The organism is Pseudomonadales bacterium, from assembly GCA_013215025.1.
Taxonomy (GTDB): Bacteria; Pseudomonadota; Gammaproteobacteria; order Pseudomonadales; family DT-91; genus DT-91.
Genome location: JABSRR010000005.1, coordinates 14,844 through 38,454, shown reverse-complemented (window position 1 = coordinate 38,454; position 23,611 = coordinate 14,844). Strand labels below are relative to the sequence as shown.

General features: G+C 45.9%; 20 protein-coding genes. 11 read left to right on the top strand and 9 right to left on the bottom strand.

Annotated features, from left to right (window positions below; all coding sequences use genetic code 11):
* Together HRU21_00855 and HRU21_00850 are read left to right on the top strand one after the other, a co-directional pair.
* Positions 1-777 (top strand): acetyl-CoA C-acyltransferase (locus tag HRU21_00855; protein ID NRA40833.1); only part of this gene is annotated, 777 nt, incomplete at its 5' end.
* A 13-nt stretch (positions 778-790) separates the two neighbouring features.
* Positions 791-1,678 (top strand): SDR family NAD(P)-dependent oxidoreductase, encoded by an 888-nt coding sequence (locus HRU21_00850; GenBank protein NRA40832.1) that lies wholly within the window; start codon positions 791-793, stop codon positions 1,676-1,678.
* 98 nt (positions 1,679-1,776) lie between these two features.
* Here HRU21_00850 and HRU21_00845 read toward each other — a convergent pair whose 3' ends face one another.
* Complete coding sequence (locus HRU21_00845) at positions 1,777-2,217, bottom strand: cold shock domain-containing protein (protein ID NRA40831.1); 441 nt, start codon at positions 2,215-2,217, stop codon at positions 1,777-1,779.
* Positions 2,218-2,356: 139 nt separating this feature from the next.
* The gene (locus tag HRU21_00840; protein ID NRA40830.1) at positions 2,357-3,583 is read right to left on the bottom strand and encodes a hypothetical protein; all 1,227 of its coding nucleotides are present in this window, start codon (positions 3,581-3,583) and stop codon (positions 2,357-2,359) included.
* Between the two features lie 161 nt (positions 3,584-3,744).
* Between HRU21_00840 and HRU21_00835 the strand changes: the two genes are divergently transcribed.
* From HRU21_00835 to HRU21_00805, 7 genes are all read left to right on the top strand, one after another.
* Positions 3,745-4,836 (top strand): efflux RND transporter periplasmic adaptor subunit, encoded by a 1,092-nt coding sequence (locus HRU21_00835; protein ID NRA40829.1) that lies wholly within the window; start codon positions 3,745-3,747, stop codon positions 4,834-4,836.
* Between the two features lie 2 nt (positions 4,837-4,838).
* The gene (locus HRU21_00830; GenBank protein NRA40828.1) at positions 4,839-7,925 is read left to right on the top strand and encodes an efflux RND transporter permease subunit; all 3,087 of its coding nucleotides are present in this window, start codon (positions 4,839-4,841) and stop codon (positions 7,923-7,925) included.
* Positions 7,926-7,983: 58 nt separating this feature from the next.
* Positions 7,984-9,600 (top strand): mechanosensitive ion channel family protein, encoded by a 1,617-nt coding sequence (locus HRU21_00825; protein NRA40827.1) that lies wholly within the window; start codon positions 7,984-7,986, stop codon positions 9,598-9,600.
* 145 nt (positions 9,601-9,745) lie between these two features.
* Positions 9,746-10,036, top strand: a complete 291-nt coding sequence (locus tag HRU21_00820) for a hypothetical protein (protein ID NRA40826.1) — start codon at positions 9,746-9,748, stop codon at positions 10,034-10,036.
* 40 nt (positions 10,037-10,076) lie between these two features.
* A complete protein-coding gene (locus HRU21_00815) occupies positions 10,077-11,345 on the top strand; it encodes a hypothetical protein (GenBank protein ID NRA40825.1) in 1,269 nt (422 codons plus the stop codon).
* Positions 11,326-12,264, top strand: coding sequence for a zinc ABC transporter substrate-binding protein (locus HRU21_00810; GenBank protein NRA40824.1), 939 nt, complete (start codon positions 11,326-11,328; stop codon positions 12,262-12,264). Before HRU21_00815 ends, HRU21_00810 begins: the two co-directional genes overlap by 20 nt.
* 2 nt (positions 12,265-12,266) lie before the next feature.
* The gene (locus HRU21_00805; protein ID NRA40823.1) at positions 12,267-13,025 is read left to right on the top strand and encodes a metal ABC transporter permease; all 759 of its coding nucleotides are present in this window, start codon (positions 12,267-12,269) and stop codon (positions 13,023-13,025) included.
* Positions 13,026-13,207: 182 nt separating this feature from the next.
* Here the strand turns inward: HRU21_00805 and HRU21_00800 are convergent, their stop codons facing one another.
* Positions 13,208-14,863, bottom strand: coding sequence for an electron transfer flavoprotein-ubiquinone oxidoreductase (locus HRU21_00800; GenBank protein NRA40822.1), 1,656 nt, complete (start codon positions 14,861-14,863; stop codon positions 13,208-13,210).
* A 468-nt stretch (positions 14,864-15,331) separates the two neighbouring features.
* Between HRU21_00800 and HRU21_00795 the strand changes: the two genes are divergently transcribed.
* Together HRU21_00795 and HRU21_00790 are read left to right on the top strand one after the other, a co-directional pair.
* Positions 15,332-16,081: an electron transfer flavoprotein subunit beta/FixA family protein gene (locus tag HRU21_00795; protein NRA40821.1), complete on the top strand. Its 750-nt coding sequence runs from the start codon at positions 15,332-15,334 to the stop codon at positions 16,079-16,081.
* Between the two features lie 12 nt (positions 16,082-16,093).
* Positions 16,094-17,023 carry an electron transfer flavoprotein subunit alpha/FixB family protein gene (locus tag HRU21_00790; GenBank protein NRA40820.1) on the top strand — a complete coding sequence of 310 codons (930 nt, stop codon included), beginning with the start codon at positions 16,094-16,096 and terminating at the stop codon, positions 17,021-17,023.
* A gap of 308 nt (positions 17,024-17,331) precedes the next feature.
* On the opposite strand, the gene HRU21_00785 is transcribed toward HRU21_00790, so the two are convergent.
* The 6 genes from HRU21_00785 to HRU21_00760 all read right to left on the bottom strand — a co-directional run bounded on the left by HRU21_00785 (position 17,332) and on the right by HRU21_00760 (position 23,552).
* A complete protein-coding gene (locus tag HRU21_00785) occupies positions 17,332-18,375 on the bottom strand; it encodes a GMP reductase (GenBank protein ID NRA40819.1) in 1,044 nt (347 codons plus the stop codon).
* Between the two features lie 174 nt (positions 18,376-18,549).
* Positions 18,550-19,296, bottom strand: a complete 747-nt coding sequence (locus HRU21_00780; GenBank protein ID NRA40818.1) for a hypothetical protein — start codon at positions 19,294-19,296, stop codon at positions 18,550-18,552.
* Positions 19,297-19,335: 39 nt separating this feature from the next.
* The gene (locus HRU21_00775; protein NRA40817.1) at positions 19,336-20,382 is read right to left on the bottom strand and encodes a hypothetical protein; all 1,047 of its coding nucleotides are present in this window, start codon (positions 20,380-20,382) and stop codon (positions 19,336-19,338) included.
* 15 nt (positions 20,383-20,397) lie between these two features.
* The gene (locus HRU21_00770; protein NRA40816.1) at positions 20,398-21,861 is read right to left on the bottom strand and encodes a HAMP domain-containing protein; all 1,464 of its coding nucleotides are present in this window, start codon (positions 21,859-21,861) and stop codon (positions 20,398-20,400) included.
* Between the two features lie 68 nt (positions 21,862-21,929).
* Positions 21,930-23,231, bottom strand: coding sequence for a CinA family nicotinamide mononucleotide deamidase-related protein (locus tag HRU21_00765; GenBank protein NRA40815.1), 1,302 nt, complete (start codon positions 23,229-23,231; stop codon positions 21,930-21,932).
* Between the two features lie 120 nt (positions 23,232-23,351).
* On the bottom strand, positions 23,352-23,552 hold the full coding sequence (locus tag HRU21_00760; GenBank protein NRA40814.1) for a hypothetical protein: 201 nt from the start codon (positions 23,550-23,552) through the stop codon (positions 23,352-23,354).
* Between the last annotated feature and the right edge of the window lie 59 nt (positions 23,553-23,611).

Here is a 23,611-nt window from a genome sequence, read left to right as displayed (position 1 = left end):
TCGTATGCCATGACTGCTGCTGAGCCTTTGGGTATTAAAGACCCGTTCTCTGGTTCAAAAGGTTGGGTCGATCGTTATGGCGATCAGCCGCCTACGCAGTTTAACTCGGCACAAATGATCGCCGATAAATGGGATCTTTCGCGAGAAGAGTTAGAAGCGTTTTCTCTTGAGTCGCACAAACGTGCGCTCAAAGCCATTGAAGAAGGACGTTTTGATAACGAGATTGTGCCCATGGAAGGTGTAACGATGGATGAAACGCCACGTGATACCACGCTTGAGAAAATGGCTGAATTAGATTATCTCTTCGGATGTGACAAAGTCACCGCAGCGGTGGCTTCACAAACCTGTGATGCAGCATCGGCGATGCTAATCGTCTCAGAGGCCGCGCTTAAAAAATATAACTTAAAGCCACGTGCGCGTATTGTGCATATGTCGGTGCGAGCGGATGACCCAATCTGGATGTTAACCGCGCCAATTCCTGCAACTGAATATGCTTTAGAAAAAGCAGGTCTTACACTTGATGATATCGACCTCGTTGAAATCAATGAAGCCTTTGCATCAGTTGCGATGGCATGGCTGAAAGAGACAGGCTACCCACATGAGAAAACCAATGTGAATGGTGGTGCGATTGCTTTAGGCCATCCTCTTGGTGCTACGGGTACGAAATTAATGACGACCTTATTAAACGAGTTAGAGCGCACAGGCGGCCGCTACGGTTTGCAAACAATGTGCGAAGGTGGTGGTCAAGCCAATGTCACCATTATCGAAAGATTATAATTAGGAGAATAAAATGGGTGTTTTAGATAATCGTGTTGCGATCATCACGGGTGCTGGCGGCGGTTTAGGCGCTGCACACGCTAAAGTTTTTGCCGCTGAAGGCTGTGCTGTGGTCGTTAACGATATTAACGAAGCTGCGGCGCAAGCGGTTGTCGATGAAATTACAGCATCGGGCGGCAAAGCGATGGTTAATACCTCAGATATCACAAACTATGAAGATTCAAGCAATGCTGTAAAGCAAGCTATTGAGTCTTTTGGCGGCTTAGATATCGTATTAAATAATGCAGGTGTTAACCGTGACCGTATGTTTGCCTCAATGACTGAGCAAGAGTGGGACACGATCATGGCTGTTCACCTTAAAGGGCATTTCTGTATTACCTCGCATGCCGTGCACTATTGGAAAGACAAAGCGAAAGCGGGTGAAGCGGTCGATGCGCGTATCATCAACACGACATCAGGTGCAGGCTTACAAGGCAGTGTTGGTCAATCTAACTATGCTGCTGCGAAAGCGGGTATTGCAGCATTAACCCTTAACCAAGCGGCTGAACTGGGTCGTTACGGTATCACCGCTAATTCGATTGCACCTGCTGCTCGCACAGGTATGACCACAGCAGTTGAGTCAATGGCTGAAATGATGAAGAAGCCTGAAGATGATTCTTTCGACTACTGGGCACCTGAGAATGTATCAACCTTGCTTGCATGGCTTGGTTCAGCCGAATCTGCGCATGTCTCTGGTCGTTGTTTCGAGTCTGAAGGTGGTAAAATTTCTATTGCTGATGGTTGGCGTTCAACTAAAGGCATTGATAAAGGTGCACAATGGCAGCCAAATGAAATTGGTGAAGCGATGGAAAAGCTTTTAGCTGAAGAAGTGCCAGCGCAAAAGGTCTATGGCAGCAAATAAACGCTGAGATACGCAACAGTACAAAATCATCAGTACAAAAGCAGCAATAAAAAAAGCAGCCCTAGGCTGCTTTTTTTATTGCTTAAAGTTTAATAATTCTAGTCGATGACTTCAACATCATCCGCTTGTAGCCCTTTGTCGCTATCAATGACGGTAAAGCTGACAGCCTGGCCCTCGAATAAGCGGCGTCTGCCTTGGCCACGAATCGAACGATAATGCACGAAAATATCATCAGCATTGTCACGAGTAATGAAGCCGAAGCCCTTTGAGACATTGAACCATTTAACACTGCCTTGCTCACGCTGCGCTGCTGACTTGGCAGATGCTCGCTTGTTTGCTGGCGCAGCCGAACTCGATGCTGTCTTGCTGTTAGTATTAATGGCTTGGTAGATAAGCACGCTGGATAAATTTGCCAATACAAAAGCTGCGCTGGTTAAAATATCAAAATGAAAAACGCTGTTGTCAGCAAGCGAGTAAGCCGCAAAAAAACCAGCGAAAATAAAGCCAGTTACTGCGGCAATGATAAGATGCAAAAACATAAAAAAATTCCTAGAAAATATAAATCGATATGCGGCTTTTAAAGAATGTAAAAGCTGCTACATTATTGCAAAATTTCCTTAAATCGCAATAGCTTAGGCAGCTGTATAAATCCATTTTCTGGTATTTAGCCGAAGATAGTTAACCGAAAAAGTAATAACTGATCATAATAGCTGCGATGATGCCCGCTAGGTCAGCTAATAAACCGCAAAATACCGCATGACGGCCAAACCGGATACCGACAGCGCCGAAATATACCGCTAGCACATAGAAGGTGGTTTCGGTCGAGCCCTGCATAATCGAACTCATGCGTCCTACAAGGCTATCGACGCCAAAATATTCAAAACTTTCTAACATCATGGCTCGACTGCCCGAGCCTGAGAACGGTTTCATCATTGCTGTCGGTAAAGCGTCAACAAAACGGCTATCCCAACCCAGAGCAACCACTATGCTTGCAATCGTTTCAGTTATCATCGTCAGCACACCACTGCTGCGCAACAAGGCAATGGCCGCTAACATAGCGACTAGATAAGGGATTAATTGAATGGCAGTATCAAATCCATGTTTAGCACCTTCAATGAATTGGTGGTAAACATCAATATGACGAAAATAGGCGAAGCTTAACACCCCGATAATAAAGCTAAATAGAAAAATATTGGCACTCAGCGATGAGTAATACTGCAGCGCCGCTTCCCCTAATTGGCCGATGACCATCACCATGCAACTGATGAATGCGGCGAATACGGCAAAATATAACAATACAACAGGCTTATAAATCGGTAGCTTTTGAAAGGCGGCAACGCTCAGCAGGCCAATAAAGCTTGAGGCGCTGGTGGCTAAAAGAATAGGTAAAAAAACATCAGTACTAGACGCCGCGCCAGCTTGTGCGCGAAACATGAAAATAGTAACCGGTAATAAGGTGACCGATGATGTATTTAATACCAAAAATAAAATTTGCGCATTGCTTGCGACTTGCGGCCTGGGATTTAGCGTTTGTAGCTGTTGCATTGCCTTTATGCCCAGCGGCGTGGCCGCATTGTCTAAACCCAATATATTGGCGGCGAGATTCATCGTAATGGCTGCACTGGCTGGGTGATCTTTAGGCACCTCTGGCAGTAAAACTTTAAACAGGGGGTGCAGAAGGCGACTGAGGTGAGCCATTAAGCCAGCAGCCTCAATGATATTAAATAAGCCTAGCCAAAAGCACATGAGTCCAATCAAGCCAATGGCAATATTGACAGCGGTTTGGCTGATAGCAAACAGGCTATCAATAACTTGATTGAAAACTAATGCATTGCCTTGAAGAGTTTGCCATAAACAGGCGCAAAAGCTGATAAAGAAAAAGTAAAACCACAGTTTATTAAGCATTGTTGCTTGATCCCCCAAATTCGATCATAGCAACTTCTTTTAGTGAGGTCTTTTGCAAATATTACAAAAAATTGTCTATGGTCAATCACAGTTTTCGGTAAAATTGCGCGATTTTGTCGTTGATGAGTAATCGAATGTTGTTGAGATTAAGAACTACCCTTATGAGCACGCTATTAGGGTGCAGCCTGCTTCTGCTTTCTGCCTGTAGTGAGCAGAACCCAACGAGTGCTTCATCTGGCATGCCGCCGGCGATGGTCAGCATGATGGCGCCAAAAGCCGGGGTTTTGATCGAGGCATTAGATATGCCAGCAACCCTGTCAGCCTCTCAGCATACCTTGCTCCGCGCTGAGCGCGATGCGGTGATCGACCAGTTATTATTTCAGGATGGCCAGTTTGTAGCCAAAGATGCATTGCTGATTCAGTTAGACGACCAAATTGCACGTGCCGAATTATCCCGTGCCACAGCGGATCTCAAATTAGCTGATGAAGAATTACAGCGTGCTCGCAGTTTGTTCAAGCGGCAGGTAAATTCGCAATTTGATGTCGATAAAGCACAAGCTGAATTTGAAACTGCGCAAGCCATGTTGTCGGTTGCCAACATAGAGCTCAGCAAGCATGCGGTCACCGCGCCATTTGCCGGTTATTTAGGTATTAGGCAGGTTAATCTCGGTGACTTTGTCAGCCAAGGTGATGGCTTGATTGAAATCGTTAATCTTGATCCTTTATATGTTGACTTTTCCGTACCTGAGACACTGCTCAGTGCTTTAAGTGTTAATGCGGACATTGCGATCACAATACCGGCACTCGCGATTGATCGCCAGGCAACGGTAATTGCGCTAGCACCCTCTATTGATACCGCGACACGCGCCATGCAGGTAAGGGCAAAGCTGGATAATCCGGATAAGCAGCTAAAACCTGGCTTGTTTGCCAAAGTGGCGTTAACCGTAAAGCAGCAAGATCAGGTACTTTGGTTGCCTGAGTCGGCAGTGTTTCGCAACGGTGATGCAACGCAGCTCATGTTAAGTCAGGACGGTCTATCAAAAACTGTGAATGTCGAGGTATTGAGTTATCAAAATCAGCAAGTCGCTATAGGTGAAGGCTTAAATGCAACTGACCTAGTGGTCGTTGCAGGGCATCATAAAGTGCCGTTTGATGGTATGCCATTGATGGCTGCTGCCATCGATGGCGAAGGCGTTAGCAGCACAGCAGCGCCTGCGCAGGATAGTGCGTCGCCATCAGACCCGGAGCCTTAGGCATGCGGATATTGTCTATTTTCATTCATCGTCCAGTGCTGGCGATGGTGATAAATATTATCGTAATCTTGCTGGGTCTAGTTGCATTTCAGCAGCTCAGTATTCGCGAATACCCTAATATCGATGTACCAGTAGTCAGCGTTACGACCAGCTATAAAGGCGCCTCTGGCTATATTATGGAATCACAGGTTACTGATGTGCTAGAGGAATCTTTATCGGGTATTGATGGTATTGATTTTCTATCGTCAAAATCTAAACAAGGCCTGTCGCAGATATCGGTTCATTTTCAGTTGTCGCGCAATGCGGATGCGGCGGCTTCCGATGTGCGAGATCGTGTGGCACGCGTAAGACAGCTTTTACCGGATGAAATTGACGAACCTGTAGTTGCCAAGGTGGAAGCAGGCGCTACACCGTTTATGTATTTAGCGCTCAGCTCAACGACTCGCAGTCCAGTAGAGGTGAATCATATAGCTGAGAATCAAATCAAAGACGCATTACAGACCATCGCTGGCATTGCCGAAATTCGCATACTTGGCGAGCGGCGCCAGGCGATGCGTATATGGTTGCAAAAAGACAAGATGGCCGCTTATAAAGTCACCGCACAAGATATAGAAGCAGCGGTGAAAGGCCAGAATGTCGAATTGCCGGCTGGCTTAATTGAGTCGGCGGCGCAAGAGTTTAGCGTTTACCCGCAAACGCAACTGTCTACGGTTACAGACTTTGAGAATGTTATTATTCGTGATCAAGCAGGTGCTCAGCTGCGCTTAGCTGATGTTGCGAAAGTTGCACTGGGCGTGCAAGATGAACGAAGCTATGTTCGCTATAATGGCCAACCCGCGATAGGTATAGGAGTTGTGAAACAGGCAACTGCAAACCCGCTCGAAGTTGCTGAGCAAGTTGACCGAAGTATTGCCGAGCTGCAGCGGGACTTCCCTGCAGATTTGCAGCTAGCCACACCCTATGATGCCAGCGTATTTATTGAAGGTTCGATAGCGGCAGTTTGGTCAACGTTAATAGAAGCGTTTGTGTTAGTACTGCTGGTGATTTTTTTATTTTTACAATCTGCGCGTGCTACATTAATTCCGATGGCAGCAGTGCCGGTATCTATTATTGGTGCATTTGCGCTAATGCTTGCATTTGGTTTTACAATTAATACCTTAACCTTATTAGCTTTAGTGCTCGCAATCGGCCTAGTGGTAGATGATGCCATTGTGATGTTAGAAAACATTTATCGTCATCTAGAGCAAGGTAAGTCAGCACGTCAAGCTGCTCTAGATGGTGCACAAGAAATCGGTTTCGCGATTGTCGCGATGACGATTACGCTAGCGGCTGTATTTGCACCAGTCGCATTCACCGAGGGTAGGACGGGTAAACTGTTTATTGAGTTTGCGCTAACGCTGGCCGGTGCCGTTTTAGTGTCTGGCTTTGTTGCACTGACCTTATCGCCGATGCTGTGCAGTAAGCTACTCTCTGCAGATGCGGCTAAGCTGGAGCCGCCCGCTGCACTTGGCTGGTTTGATAAGCTGCTCAAGTATGCGGCGCAGCAGTATCAACTTTTGCTTGAATGGCTCTTGCATCATCGACTGATGGGCTGGCTAATATTGCTACTTTGCCTAGTGGTTACCTTGAGCCTGCTTCCTACCGGACTTACCAATCCGCTGCTTCGGCCTTTAGCCGACGAGCTATCGCCGGTGGAAGATAGAGGATATTTTTTCACTATAGCCATAGGTGCGGAGGGCGTAACGCCGAAATTTATCAGTGAGGCCAGCCGTGGTAAAGAAGCGGTTTATCAGTCGATGCCGGATGTACGCGGATATTTCGTGGTAGCCGGTTTTCCTGCCTCCACGCAGGGCATCTCTTTTGTACCCCTGAAATCCTATGCCGATCGCGAGCGACATTCGGTCGACATTGCCTACGATGCTATGAAAGGTTTTTATCAACTGCCAGATATTATTGCCTTTGCTATGCCGCCGCAGTCTTTAGGCGCCGACTCATCTACCCCAATATCAATTATGTTGCAGTCGAGTCAAAGCTATGAAGATATTCTTAATACCGGCAATCAGCTTGTGGCCGAGATGCAGAAAAACCCGGGTATGAATCAGGTGCGTTTAGACTTGCGATTGAACAAGCCTGAGTTGCAAATTGATATTGACCGACAAAAAGCGGCTAACTTTGGTGTTGATGCGCGAGATATAGCAACAACACTCGAAACCTTGTTAGGTTCGAGAACGGTGACGCGCTATAAGCAGGGCAATCAGCAGTTTGATGTGTTAGTCCAGCTTGAGCAAGGCCAGCGACTGAGCCCACAGGATATTCAAGATATATATCTGCGCTCTGCGCAAGGTGAATTAGTCGCCTTAAATAATTTAGTTACCGTGCGCTACACTACCACTGCGGGTGAGCTGCCACATTTTGATAAATACCGCGCTGCTCAAATTACCGCTGGGGTTAATGCCAACTACAGTATTGGTGAGGCCGTGGAGTTTATCGAAACAAGCTTAGCTAATATAAACCCCAGCATGCGGATCGCATATCGTGATGGGACACGTGAGTATATTCAGTCGGGTAATACGCTGTTGTTTGCGTTTGCCTTGGCGATATTATTTATCTATCTGGTAATGGCGGCACAATTTGAAAGTTTTAACGACCCATTTATTATTTTAACGGCGGTGCTGCCGGCGTTTGTCGGTGCTTTGATTGCGCTTAAGTTAAGCGATGGCAGCTTAAATATTTATTCTAAAATTGGCTTGATTACCTTAGTAGGTCTGATTACTAAGCACGGTATCTTGATGGTAGAGTTCGCCAACCAAGCGATTGCAGATGGACATAACAAAGTTTCTGCCATGCTGATGGCAGCGCAAACACGGTTCAGGCCGATTTTGATGACTGCTGCCGCAACGGTGTTAGGTGCTCTTCCACTAGCATTGGCAAGTGGCGCAGGGGCTGAAACGCGTGAGCAAATCGGTTGGGTTATCGTCGGCGGCCTCTCGATTGGAACAGTCTTGACCTTACTGGTTGTTCCAGTCGTGTTTGTTAGCTTATCGCGTCGTCAAGTATCTAGACAGAGCAATTCACTCAGCGAGGCTTGATTTTCTAGGCAATCTGCGGTTAATTAATCCTAAAGGGATACACGCTGAAGGATTTCGCATGCCTGAGATTTTACAATCCACTGAACACGTTCTATCGATTTTAGCCGTGGTTGGTGCTGAGCTGTTACTGCTGTTGGTATTGACCGCCTGTTGCTTTTATATAGCCCGTTTGATTTTTAGTTATTTAGCCAAACGTGAAACGCTAGTGCAGTTTGAGTCACAGCTGAATGATATGTGGCGTTGGTATCGATTTGGCTTGCTGCTATTAGTCTGCTTTTTGATCCTGCTAATTATTCTCTTAAATGCATGGTTAGTGTGGCAAAATCAGTCACCCTACATTGTGTTAGAGCAATGGATTAGCAATATTTCAGCCGATATTTGGCTGCATCTAAGCCTTGCCTTGGGAAAAATTTTAGCCGCTGCGGTAGCTATCGGTTTTGGTTTAAAGTATCTACACCGCTTTTTTGCCGCCTCCCAAACGCGAACCGAAAAATTTACTCACTTTCAAAGCAATACATCTGAAATTCGTCGTTTCTTTAATAGTCTGTCGCAGGTTTTTACGATTGCAGCCTGGCTCTTTTTCATCGTTTTTGTCACCGAGCAATTAGCGCTTGCAGACTCAATATATCAGCTATTAATCAAAGCGATTTCTATCTACTTAATCATTGGCTTAGCCACTATTGCTGCACGCATGGTTGCAGTAGTCGTGTTAGCCTTAAACAGCTTCATGCATCAGTTAGCATCGAGTAAGGCATGGCAGGCCTATTTTGAGGCACTGCAGCCCTTATTACCATTATTACAAAAAAGCTTAGCCTATATTATTTGGATTGCGGGCTTAAGTCTTGTGATTGCGCAACTGACACCAATCGCAGAATTTGCCAAACTGGGCCCGCGCTTAATTCAAAGTATTGTGATTTTCTTCATCGCCCGAGTCATTATTGATGCGGGTAATCTGCTTATCGATCATAAGCAATATGAAGGTGATTATGACGAGATGGTGATGCGTCGCAGAGCCACGATTATGCCGCTGATGAAAACCATCTATCAATATGTTGTGTATTTCGTCACCTTGGTGCTGATTTTAGGCGCCCTAGGTATTGATATTATGCCATTTTTGGCAGGTGCCGGTATTTTGGGTGTGGTTATTGGCTTTGGTGCTCAACCACTGATTAACGATATTGTTAGCGGATTTTTTATCTTATTTGAAAATATTTTTTTGGTCGGCGACGTGATCGATACGGGTCAAGTGTTAGGCGCAGTTGAGCATATCGATTTTCGCACGACCAAAATCAGGGACCCTGAGGGTAATTTGCATATTTTACGAAATGGCGATTTAAACCATATTAAAAACTATAGCAAAGATTTCACCTTCGCAGTGGTTGAAGTGCCATTCAGTTATGATGTGGATGTTGTTGAGGCGCGAAGCTTTTTAATTGACTGCGGTGCGCAGGTGCAGCAGGCGATGGCAGACGATGTTACCGATGCTCTAGAAGTTAAAGGTATTGTTGCCTTTGAGCCCTCGGCGATGCATTTTAGAGTATCAATGCCGGTCAAGCCCGCAAAGCATTTTGTGGTTGCGACTAAGCTGCGTGAGGTGATTAAACAAGGTTTCGATGCGAAAGGTTGGCGCATTCCTGCAAACCAGCAACAGGTGCACATCAGTGGAATGCCCTAGCTTGATTTGATGCTTTGCTAACCGATGCTGTAACGACGCCAGCAGCAATTTTCGCTAAGATTTAATGCAGCTTTTGCTTGATTAACGGAGCGTTATTGTTGAGAATTGCTCTCGTTTAAAAAGAGTGCAATTTTTGCCAGTCTGTATGCTCCGTCTTAGTCGCTATCATCAGCCTTTATTGGCCCTAGCTTTACTGCTGTTATTGCTGTCTGCTCAGGCTTTGGCAATGCATCATGAGCTTGAGCACGCTGATGGGCATCATGATGTGGGCTGCGAGCTTCTGCTGCACTTCGATAGTCAAACCTTACCGCTATCGCATGCGCTGCATATTATTGCGGTATTTCCCCCGATAAGCCCTGATGACTCGGCGCTAGCCTCATCGAATACCAGTTTTCCTCGTTACGGCCTAAGCCGTGCTCCGCCTCTGTTAGTGTAGTTCTCCATTTTTACAATTAACTACTACAGAGAAGATTTTTATGAAAATTTCTATTCCCTTTGCTGCTGGCCTAATGCTTGCGGCACCCCTTGCTTTTGCCAACGAAAATCAAGATACACTTAATAAAGCAGGCAAAAACCGTATTACTGCGAATGAATTTAATCCTGCTATCAGCTTGATTTTAGATGGACGTTATAATGACGTTGACAATTCATCAGACGAAGATGAGCTAGAATTACCTGGCTTTCAGCTAGGTGGCGAAGCGGGTTTACCTGAAAATGGCTTTAGCACGGGCCATAATGAATTAGTCATTTCAGCCAACGTTGATGATAAATTTTATGCCATGTTAACCACAGCGATTGTCTACGAAGATGGTGAGACTGAGCTGGAGTTTGAAGAAGCCTATTTCGAAACCTTATCAAGCCTTGCTGGGTTTACTTTAAAAGGTGGTAAGTATTTTTCGAATATCGGCTATTTAAATGCTCAGCATGAGCACGCGCAGGATTTTGCCGATCGACCTCTGGTATACGATGCCTTATTTGGTGGCAACTTAAGACAGACTGGTCTTCAACTTAGCTGGTTAGCGCCAACCGATTTCTTTCTTCAGTTCGGTGCTGAAGTCAGTGCCGGCAACGAATACCCTTCAGGCAGTAACGAGGATAACGACACCGGTGCAGCAGCATTTGTTAAAGTTGGTGGCGACATTGGCGATTCATCAAGCTGGCAGTTAGGCGCGTCTTATTATGAAGCAAGCTTTGATGAGCGCGAGGGCGGTGGCCATGACCATGGCGGCGAAGAAGACGGTGAAGAAGAACATGGCGCAGCGATTGCTGATGGCGATGTTGATGTGACTGGCGTTGACTTTGTTTATAAATGGGCGCCTAACGGCAATAACAAAAACACCAGNTTCACTTTCCAAACGGAATACTTTGTTCGCAACGAGTCTGGTCTGTCGGTTATGGAACATGACGGTGTAGCAGAGTCGGCCGACTATGATGGTGAGCAAAGTGGTTATTATGCGCAGGCTGTGTATAAGTTCCTTCCTCAGTGGCGAGTAGGTGTTCGTTATGACTCTATCGAAGCTGACAACAAACTTGATACTGATGAAGAAGAGTTTCTTGAAGAATCAGGTTTAGCCTCAAGTGATGACAGCTTTGATCGTAGCTCTATTATGGTTGATTGGTCGCCAAGCCACTTCAGCTATGTTCGCTTACAATTCAGTGAATTGAGCGTTGAAGACGAGTCGGTTGATATGCTAACACTGCAATATGTGATGAGCTTGGGTAGTCATGGTGCGCATAGCTTCTAAAGGGTTTTTAACCTCGTCGTTAACGGCCATTTGGCTGTTAACGGCAGCTGTGTATGCTGCTTCAGCTGAAGCTAAAGCGGTGAATGTTTTTGCCTGTGAGCCAGAGTGGGGTAGTCTTGCTGAAACTATTGGTGGAGATGCGGTGAAGGTGTTTACTGCAACGTCGGCGCGTCAAGATCCGCACTATATTCAAGCCAGGCCATCGCTATTGGCTAAGGTGAGAAAAGCCGATTTAGTTTTCTGCACCGGCGCTGAACTGGAAGTTGGCTGGCTGCCGCTGCTGCTGCGAAAAGCTAAGGCCTCGGTTCAGCCAGGTCAAATAGGCTATTTAATGGCGGCTGATCAAATCAGCGACAAGCTGGAAGTGCCAGTGGCTTTAGATCGCAGTATGGGTGATGTGCACAGTGCAGGCAACCCGCATGTGCATTTGAACCCCTATCATGTACTGACGATTGCCGAGGCGCTTACGCAAAGGCTGACTAGCATCAGCCCAGCGCAACAGTCACGTTTTGCCGCGAGCTTGAGTGAATTCCAGGCACAATGGCAAACTGCTATTACAGCTTGGGAGCAGCAAGCGCAGGCGCTTCAGGGCCGTTCGGTGATGGTGTATCACAAAAATTTCAGTTACTTATTAGACTGGTTAGAGATAACGCTATTGGCTGATCTTGAGCCATTGCCGGGGATCCCGCCAACCAGTAAACATTTATCTGAATTATTGCTGAAACATAAGCAGTCACCTGCAAATGCTTTGTTATATGCGCCTTATCAGTCAGAGGACCCGGTAGAGTGGTTTGTGGCTAAGACGGGTATCACTGCGATTAAGATGCCTTATACAGTCGGTGGCTCGGAACAAGCCAGCGATCTGTTTTCCTTGTATCAGCAGCATATAGATTTATTACTTGCGGCGAGCAAGGAGTAATCTTGAACGCAGAATTGCTCAGCATTCTTCTCCCTGCCTGGTGTGTTTGTGTGTTAATTGCCTTAACACATGCGCCACTGGGCATTTCAGTTTTACAGCGTGGCATTATTTTTATTGATCTAGCGATTGCACAAATTGCCGGTTTAGGCATGCTAGTAGCGCTTGAATGGCTGCATATTGATGCATGGTGGATCAGCCAGCTATTGGCATTGAGCTTCGCCTGTATTGCTGCAGCTGCGTTTCACTGGTGCGAGAAATATTTTAATCAATACCAAGAAGCGGTTATTGGTTGTAGCTATGTACTTGCGGCTTCTCTAGCCGTGTTAGCGCTTAGTCATAACCCGCATGGTGGTGAAGCGCTGAATCATTTGCTTGCCGGGCAAGTGTTGTTTGTCGACTTTACACAAGTGTTAAGTCACCTACCTATTTATGTCTTGATTTTATTACTGTGGTTTACGCTACCGCGCTGTCGTCAAGGCTTAGGTTTTTATGCCATTTTTGCGGCGGCGATAACCTCGTCAGTGCAGCTGGTTGGGGTTTACGTGGTATTTGCTAGTTTAATTATGTCAGCCCTCGCTACCGTATTTTTACAGGCGTATAAAGCTAAACTGTTACTGGCTTGGACTACGGGAATTTTGTCAGTAAGTTTTGGTTTGCTGGTAGCTGCGAGTATGGATTTTCCCGCAGGACCAATGATTGTGCTTTTTTATGGCATTACGGCGATACTGGCGCTTATGCTTAGTAAATCTTTCCAGTCTTAACATTTTCTATTGCTGCATACTTATTGTGTTGAAGGCATTCATAAAAAGCATGCATATAACAAAGCATACATAATAAGCAGACATAAAAAGCAGACATAAAAAAACCCACGCCTAAGCATGGGTCTAATCATCAATGCTCGCAGCTGAAAAGATACTCTTCAGCTGACTATAAGATGTATCACTTACATATTCGGGTAGTTTGGACCGCCAGCACCTTCTGGTGTGACCCAGGTAATATTCTGTGACGGATCTTTGATATCACAGGTTTTACAGTGAACACAGTTTTGTCCGTTAATTTGAAACCGTTTATCGCCGCTTTCTTCTTCTACAATCTCATAAACGCCAGCAGGGCAGTAACGCTGTGCGGGTTCGTCGTACAAGGGTAGGTTATGTTTAAGCGGTAAATCTGGATCAGCCAGTCTCAGGTGACAAGGCTGGTTTTCTTCATGGTTTGTATTCGATAAGAAAACAGAGGACAAACGATCGAAGCTAAGCTTGTTGTCAGGCTTAGGGTAGGCAATAACTTGGCATTCACTGGCAGGTTTCATGACCGCGTGATCAGCTTTGCCATCACGCATTGTCCATGGCAGTTTGCCATTGAAAATGTTGATATCTAGAAACGCATAGGCACTGCCAATAATATTGCCAAATTTGTGCTGAGCCGGGGCAAAATTGCGCTGGGTGTGCAACTCTTTGTAAAGCCAGGAGCCTTCAAACGCCTTAGTATATTCGCTAAGTTCTTCGCCGCTTTTCTCATCCACGGTTAGCGCTTTGTGTACGACTTCAGCCGCCAATAAGCCAGATTTCATGGCGCAGTGACTGCCTTTAATTTTCGCCGCGTTAAGCGTGCCTGCATCACAACCAATTAACAAGCCGCCTGGGAAGGTCATTTTTGGCAAGGACTGTAAACCGCCTTTGGCAATCGCTCTGGCACCGTAAACAAGACGGCTACCACCGTCGAGGTATTTTTTTACCTCAGGATGGTGCTTATAGCGCTGAAACTCTTCAAAAGGGCTGACATGTGGATTATCGTAACTCAGATCGGTGATTAGGCCGCAAACAACCTGATTGTTCTCGATGTGGTATAAAAATGAACCACCCGAACAGCCAGACTCTGATAAAGGCCAGCCTGCGGTATGAACCACAAGCCCTTCTTCATGCTGCTCGGCGGGGATTTCCCAAATCTCTTTGATACCAATGCCGTAGTGTTGAGGATCTTTGCCGGCGGCTAGGTCAAATTTTTCTAATAGAGTCTTGCCTAAGTGGCCACGGCAACCTTCAGAGAACAATGTGTATTTGGCGCGTAGTTCCATGCCAGGCATATACATGTCAGTGGGTTCACCGTCTTCACCAACGCCCATATCACCAGTGATTACGCCGCCAACACTACCATCGTCATTATATAAAACTTCACTCGCTGCAAAACCAGGGTAGATTTCTGCGCCCATACCCTCGGCCTGCTCGGCTAACCAGCGACAGAGGTTGGCAAGCGAAATAATATAGTTACCTTCATTGTGCATCGTTTTCGGCACAGCAAAATGCGGCACTTTGATCGCCTTTTCGGCCGAGGTAAGCATAAAGATATCGTCGCGTTTCACCGCTGTATTAACCGGTGCACCCATCTCTTGCCAATTAGGGAATAATTCATTCAAGGCTCGTGGCTCAAACACCGCACCGGATAAAATATGTGCACCAACTTCAGAGCCTTTTTCAACGACACAGACGCTGATGTCTTTCCCAGTTTCTTCACTGAGCTGGCGAATTTTACAAGCCGCAGATAAACCCGCTGGGCCGGCGCCGACGATTAGTACGTCGAATTCCATAAATTCTCTTTCCACAATGCATACCTCATATACGTCATTAGTTGCTTGCAATCATAACTATAATAATAGCTTAGCAAGCGGCCCACGGTTATTTAGGGCCTGTTTTTGGTGCTCATAAGCGTCTTTTTGATTTAGTCGCAATACTGCAAATTTTACGTTTCTCGACAGCTGTGTAGATGTTGAAAAACCACTTGAAAAAGTCGCTTCGGTATCACGCTAAAAAATGTGCGCAAATTATACAGAAAATTCATCTACTTTAGCAATTATAAAATCACTTTAAAAAAACCCTAAGTGCTTGTTTTTCTAGATGAAAATCGCTCTCATTTGGCTTCTTGAACGGATCCTTCGAATGCATAAGCTATTGACCGCAAAGCCAATAACCGTCAGTATATGCGCCGAATTGTTTAACGGCGCGTATATTTGCTTGCTAAAGCCTGATTTCGTGCCATATTTTGATTTTTAACCACTGATAGAGAGCAACACATGAAGGTTCTTGTAGCAGTTAAACGTGTAGTTGACTACAACGTGAAAGTTCGTCCAAAAAGTGACGGCACTGGCCCAGATTTGGCAAATGCCAAAATGTCGATCAACCCATTTTGTGAAATTGCCGTTGAAGAAGCGGTCCGCTTAAAAGAAAAAGGCGCAGCAACCGAAGTTGTAGCCGTTTCATTAGGTGAAAAAGCCTGCCAAGAACAAATTCGCACGGCACTGGCATTAGGTGCTGACCGTGGCATCTTGGTTGAGACTGACGCTGAACTTGAGCCGCTGGCGATTGCTAAATTACTGAACGCTATTGTTGCCGAAGAAAAGCCTGATCTAGTCATTCTAGGTAAACAATCTATCGATGGTGATAACAACCAAACTGGCCAAATGCTGGCAGCATTAGCCGGTATGGGTCAGGGCACGTTTGCCTCTGAAGTTGAAGTTGCTGATGGCAAGGTCAATGTGACCCGTGAAATTGACGGCGGTTTGCAAACAGTTGGTCTAAACCTTCCAGCGGTGGTTACTACAGACCTTCGTCTGAACGAGCCTCGATATGCTTCCTTACCCAATATTATGAAAGCTAAGAAAAAGCCAATGGACATCAAAGCGCCTGCTGATCTTGGTGTTGACGTTGCGGCCCGTACAGCTCTAATCAGTGTTGAAGGTCCGGCTGAGCGCGAAGCAGGTATCAAAGTTGAAACGGTGGCTGAGCTTGTTGAAAAGCTTAAGTCAGAAGCGAAAGTTATTTAAGGAGATTGTCTTATGAGTATTCTTATTCTTGCAGAGCACGATAACGCAAGCCTTAAAGGCGCTACCCTAAACACAATTGCTGCGGCGCAAGCGATCGGCGGCGATATTACCGTATTGGTTGCTGGTAGTGGCGCACAAGCTGCCGCTGATGCAGCAGCAGCTGCAAGCGGCGTTAGCAAGGTAATCCTGGCGGATAATGAAGCGTATGCGCATCAGCTAGCTGAGAATGTCAGTGCTTTGCTGGTCGAATTAGCCGCTGATTATCAATATATTCTTGCACCTGCGACTTCTAACGGTAAAAACACCTTACCCCGTGTTGCGGCCTTGCTTGATGTACAAATGATCTCTGACATCATTGCAGTTGAGTCGGCTGACACCTTTAAGCGTCCGATTTATGCGGGTAACGTCATCGCTAAAGTTCAATCGAATGATGCTAAGAAAGTCATTACTGTTCGTACTACAGCATTCGATGCTGTCGCTGCTGAGGGTGGTGCTGCCGCTGTTGAAGCACACGCTGCTGCATCGAACGCAGGTGTATCTGAGTTTGTAAAAGAAGAAATTGCGGTTTCTGATCGTCCTGAACTGACTTCTGCTGGCATTGTTGTTTCCGGTGGTCGTGGTATGCAAAACGGCGATAACTTTGAAATGCTTTATAAAGTTGCCGATAAATTGGGCGCAGCCGTAGGTGCATCTCGTGCCGCAGTTGACGCAGGTTTTGTACCAAACGATATGCAGGTTGGCCAAACCGGTAAGATTGTTGCGCCAGATCTTTATATTGCCGTGGGTATTTCAGGCGCTATTCAGCATCTGGCTGGCATGAAAGACTCAAAAGTCATTGTGGCAATCAATAAAGACGAAGAAGCGCCTATTTTTCAGGTTGCTGACTACGGCTTAGTCGCTGACTTGTTTGATGCTGTTCCAGAATTAGAGTCGGCGCTCTAAGCGGCTGATCGATTTTCTGTTCTACGAAAACCCGCGATATGCGGGTTTTTTTATGCCAATAAGAATATTTTTAAAAAGTTTTACAAAAGTTTTGAACTCTTTTATGTAACTGCAGTCTGACTTATTGATAGTAGTTAATCGTATTGTTTCCCCTTAAGCAATACGTCGTTTGATGGAATTAAACGTACTTTGCCGAAGCTATGCTTCGGCTTTTTTTTGCCCGCGAGTTTTTGCCCGCGAGTCGCAGATTTTTGATAAAAAAATACCCGCTGTGCGGGTATTTTTACATCGTTTTTGCAGACGGTAACTTATTCTTTACCGAATACGTTGTTTTCTTGCTCTTGCACCCGGATAAACGTTGTACGCTTTGACAACTCTTTTAAACTGGCGGCACCAACATAGGTACAGGTTGAGCGAACACCGCCCAGGATATCTTGCACCGTAAACTCAACTGGCCCACGATAGGCAACCGAGACGGTTTTTCCTTCACTGGCGCGATAGTTAGCAACGCCGCCAGCATGTTTATCCATCGCGGTTGCTGAAGACATGCCATAAAACTGTTTGAATTGCTGACCATTTTCTTCAACCAGTTGACCGCCAGACTCATCATGACCCGCTAACATGCCACCTAACATGACAAAATCTGAGCCAGCGCCAAACGCTTTGGCCACGTCACCTGCGCAGGTGCAACCGCCGTCCGAAATAATATGCCCACCCAGACCATGAGCAGCGTCGGCACATTCAATGGCCGCGGATAGCTGCGGATAACCAACCCCGGTTTTCACTCGAGTCGTACAGACCGAACCTGGGCCAATACCCACCTTCACAATATCAGCACCCGATAATAGTAATTCTTCTGTCATCTCGCCGGTCACAACATTGCCGGCAATGATGGTTATGTTGGGTAAAGCCTGTCGGGCTTTGCGCACAAATGCGACGAAATGTTCCGAATAGCCATTAGCCACATCGATACAGAGAAATTTTATGCCCGGATTTTGAGCAATAATGGCTTTTATTTTATCAAAATCGGCATCAGAGGTGCCGGTTGAGAGCATGATGTGCTCTAGCAGCTCTGGTGCTAAATCCGTGATAAATTGCTGCCAATCAGCTACCGAATAATGTTTATGAACGGCGGTGAGAATACCAAAACTGGCCAATTTTTTAGCCATCTCAAAGGTGCCAACGGTATCCATATTCGCTGCAATAATCGGTACGCCGGTCCAGCTTTGACGACTATTCAGAAAAGTGTAGCTGCGCTCAAGTGAAACTTGCGAACGGCTTTTAAGGGTTGAACGCTTGGGTCGAATCAGTACATCTTTGAAGCCTAGTTTTATATCATTTTCGATATGCATAATAGATAGCTCAGTCGTGTCAAAGAAAAGGGTTAGTTGCCTTTGAACTCTAAAAGTAGATCAAGGCAGACGGATTCGCGAGCTCTTATCACCGTTAAACATCATGCGTCGATAGCGAATAAGGGGTTTACGTCTATGCCTGTGACGGTTTAGTCGCTTAAACTTACCGTGGCGTTAAGTAAGAGACTCCCGACGCATAAAGGTAAGTATCTCAGCGCTTAGCGTGCTATCACGGTGTTGTTGACCCCGTCGCTCATCAAGCTGGTCAATATAGTGCATTAGGCCAATCTCGTTAAAGGCGTACAGCGGCGAATCATGGCGTAGTTTACAAAAATTGTCTAAATGGTCAAGTTTTGTTGTGCGTGCGTGGTAAAGATTTTGCGCCGAGCTGTTATCGATTAACAAAAGACCAGGGGTGTGATTAACTAAGATTGCCTGTCCTTGCGCTAAGCTCTGTTGAACCAGCCGTTGATGAAGAGCATTGTCGCTGGCCTGCGTTGCTGACTGTAATTGCTGATAATGCTGCTGCATGGATTGCGACATTACCCAAGTCGCTGAATACTGCCGCAAGCCATCTAACCAGAAGGCCGTGGGGTATGGCGGTGTATCCTGATGCGGTGACTGACAGCGACCGGTTAAAAAAGGGTTTTGACTGTAGTTGTGTTCAGACGGATCTCGTTGTGCAAGGGTGTAATTGAGTGGGTTAAGCGGTAGATTAGGGAATTCAACAATACCGTAGTCAAAGATGCTGCTACGTAAAAATTGAAGAAAATCGTAAGCAGACTGCTGAAATGGAAAATGAGTATACAGCGCTTCTGGCACACAAATTTTTAAGCCTAGCGATTTCCCATCAATCTGATAATGCCCTTCCTCAACCTCACATTCTGCGACAATGTCTTGCAATGAAAATGGTTTTCTCACGCTGCTATTCCGATAAAGTCCTTGTTCAGTACTTGGCAGCTAATTGCCTTTCAGGCTTTCATAAGTTTGCTTGAATTTTTCAGCCCGGTCGAGATTGTCACGCAGCTGGCGGTTATCGGGAGCTAACAACTGGCCTTGTTGCCATAGTTTTATAGCGGCATCAACCTCGCCATTGATATAGCGTTGCTGACCTTGGTCAATATAGGCCTGTACGGCTAATGCCGTTTGCTGCGACAGTTTTTGTTCTGCCGTTGCATACCAGCGCTGCTCACCATCAGTGCTGATAAGACTCTTAGTTTGCTGTAAGGATTGCTGTGCCTGCTGTATATTCCCGTCCTTGAGGTTTTGCGCAAACTGTTGCTGGCTTTCTTTCAGCTTTGCCTCACGAATGCGTTTCTCGCGATTGCGTGCATTGCTTTTTTGCTGAGCTTTACGATCAGCTGATTGCTTGAGAATTTTTTGCCAGTCAGCATTTGGAGACAGTTGATTGGCCGTGCGAATATAAACGAGACCTTGTTGATTATCGTTACTTAATAAAGTTTGCCCATAGTCGGCTAAACGATTAGCAGCAGCCTGCTTGCTGGCTGCATCGGCAAAGCTTGGGTTTAGAAACGGTATTGGCTCAGCTGAATTCGCTTGCCAGGCATCATCAAGACTTTCACGGGCAAAATAGTTTTGGGTTTCGAGCATAAGCAGCTGCGCCGGAATTCGTGCTCGCTCACGATCAATACGCCGGTTTAATACGATTAATTCGGTCTGCAACACTTTACTTGAGGCTACTTTTTCAAGGCAGTTATCCAGCTCGCTTTGTGCTGAGAGCCATTGCTTGTTGCCGATAGAGCGGCGAGCCAGTTTTAAACATTGCTGAATATAGCGCTGACGTTGTTGATTAATGGCGTCACGATCGTATGCCTGCCGATCAAGTTCGCTCATATTGTCGTAAGTGGCTAAAGCTTGATCGAAGGCCTGATTGTCGATTTGCTGTTGTAGGCGTTGATGATCATTTGGCTGCACCATCGCACAACTGTATAAGTAGCAACTTAGCAAGCTGATAAAAAAGTGAGTCCAATAGCGCTGTTGCAGCATGTTTATGCCTGATATTTAATCAATTTTTTTGGCCAAAATGTCAGCAATAAGATTGCTCATAACAACGGGGTAGGGGTGCTGAATACTCTCGACTTTGAAGATCTGTACCGGCTCTTCTTTACCCCGCACCCGGATGGTTTTGCCTTCTGTTACCTGCATAGGATAGTCTGAATGAACTTGCTGATAAAGTGATTGTTGAATAATCACCTCAGCTCCTTCGGCTTCTGAGCAAAGCCTAGAGGCTAAATTTACTGCGTCACCAACCACGGTATATTCCATTCTTGCGCTCGAACCCAGTATGCCGGCTAACATATTGCCTGAATTGATACCGATGCGTAATTCAATGGGATAAAGGCCCTGCGATTGTCGGCGCTGATTCAGCTGTTTGGCTAATTCTTGCATCAAAAGTGCGCAGGCAATCGCGTGAAATTGATGTTTGTCATCTGCATCTGGGGCGCCAAACACCACCATGACACAGTCGCCAATGAACTTGTCAACTGAGCCAAAATAAAAGCGCGCACAGGCATTAAAATATCCATAATATTCATTCAATAATTGCTGCACTTGCTCAGGCGATATTTTCTCTGAAATGCTGGTAAAGCCGACAATGTCGGCAAACAGAACGGTAGCCTCGACTTGCTCACCAGCCAGCTCAACGGTTTCGATTTTATTGATGATTTTTTGCGCCACATCTTTGGACAGAAACTTGCTCATCATCGATTCAACATGATCTTTTTGCACCAAGCCTTCGCCCATGGCGTTGATCGAATCTAAAAGCTTGCCTAATTCATCGTTTCTTCGCTCTACCGGCACGCTGGGTTGTTTGCCGGCTTGCATGTTTTTGGCCACATTCGCAAGGGTAGAGATCGGTTTTGACAGTACCTGACCGAGATAAAGCCCGGCCAACATTACGATCAGTAATAATACGATTGCCGTGCTTAGCATCATGACCAGCTGTTGTTTTAGCTGTTGGTAAAGACTGTCTTGAGAGAATACCACTAGGGCGTAACCAGCCACTACTTGGTTAAAACTGATCGGACTGGTATGGACAATTAAGACCGGTTCTTTTTGATAATCAAAACGCCAAGTTTGACCTAGGGTATAAAACGGCTCGGTAAATTGAATTTCATTATCAGGTGGAAGCTGGCCATTGCTGACAATTTTTTCGCCGGTATGTGAAAAAATGGCGGTACTAATGACATTATGATCAATCGATACATTTTTGCTCAGGATATCTAACTCCTGATATTGCTGGGCAAATAATGGCTCTTTGGCTGATGCGGCCAATTGTTTGACAATGATTTGACCAAAATCATTCATAAAGCGCTGGTTTTGGGACGACTGGTGGTAAAGTAAAAAACCAGCTAGGGTCGACATGCTAATAATAATAAGCACGCAGATAGATAAGCCAAACTTAAACGCGAGGGAATGTACGTCAGGTTTTAACCAAGACAGATTAAATCCACTCTTGGATTGCATTAGCGAAGCCTCGTGCTCGGTTTGGCGTTATGATTATTTTTCCATACCATGCAGTGATTTTATGCTATTCAAGCTGCTGACTCAATTTGATAACGCTTTAAATAGCGTGGCTGTAATGAAAAACCTGACAGCATACGCCGCAGGCAGTCAAAGCCAATATTGCAAACCAATTGTTGAAACACTTGCCGTTGTTGCGGAATATGCAATGCCAATACGGTTTGTGTCTGCCGAGAGCCATAAGCGATAAAAACCGTGCCAACGGGCTTTTCAGTGCTGCCACCGGAGGGGCCTGCAATGCCGGTCACGGCAACACCGTATTCAGCATTAATATTGTGCAGTAAGCCATGCAACATCTGTTGTGCACAGACTTCACTTACCGCGCCATGCTGCGCAAGTATAGCGGACGTCACGCCAAGCTGATGTGTTTTAACGCTATTGTCGTAACATACAATAGCCCCTTTAAAAGCTTTCGATGCCCCTGCAAGCGCGGTCATTTGGCTGGCCATCAAGCCACCGGTACAGGATTCAGCAAATGCAACCGAGCTGTTGTGTCGAATTAGGCTGCTTAGAAGAGCCTCGCTGAGTTGCTGCTGTTGTCCATCGAAAAAAAGCAGGTACTCGTTTAGCTGCGCCAATAAGGCTGTACAGGCCTGTTCTGCTTGCTGTTGTTGGGCTTGCGCAAGCTCTGCTTTTGGCCGCATCTTTAGCTCAACTTGTCCCAGCTGTGCGCGAAAACCAATTTCATAATCTGTCAAAAGTGTTGGAAACTGCTGTTCGATCAAACCTTGCACATATGACTCGCTAAGTCCGAACAGAGGGTAACGTTGCCAAGCGCTGCTGTCGGGCAAAATATCATGCTGGCTTAAGCTTGCAATAATGGCATGCTTAAAAATATGTTTCAGCTCCCAGGGCACGCCAGGGGTAGCAATGACGAGACAGTTACCGATGGTAAGGAAAAAAGCGCAGGCACTGCCCGGGCTAGCCGTAAAAATTTGTGCACCTTGAGGCAGCATGCACTGCTTATATTGACGTGCATCGAGCTTGATATTCAGTGTTTTAGACCACGATTCTAGGTGCTGTTCAGCGTTTGGGTTGAGCTCTAGTTCGACATTGGCAGCAAGTGCAATGGCCTCTGCACTGAGATCGTCGAGCGTTGGTCCTAAGCCACCGTTGATCAGCAAAACGTCGAGTTGCGCGCTGAGTGATGCAATGGCAGGAACTAACTGGCTGAGCGAATCGCCAACGGTCATTAGCGTCTTTACTGAAAAGCCACGTTGATTTAATTCCGCTGCCAGCCATGCAGAATTAGTATCAACAATATCGCCATTTACTAATTCATTACCGGTCATTAGCAAGCCAATCTGCGCCATCTTAAGTCCTCTATTTGCGCTTAAAGAGGCTCAGTATCGCAGCTAATGCGTGACGATTATAGAGTTATTATTGCGATTAAAAGTTGAGTAAAACCTAAACAAGTACGCAGTTGCTTGGAGTTATTGTGGTTGATAAAAGACCTTCTCGGCTGCATAGGCATCACGCGCACGCAGCTCGTTAATAATTAAGCTGTTCAGAGATGGCCGATGACTGTCTAAAAGTTGCCAAAGCTTTCGAGTGGATAAAGCACCCAGATTGATGCTGTGAACTGCTTCGATGTTGTTTAGACGCAAATCAATTTGGTGGTCAAAAGTTTGCATTATGAATTTCTCATTTATGGTATTTGTCGATATGCTAAGCAAATCAGGTGCCAAGACCT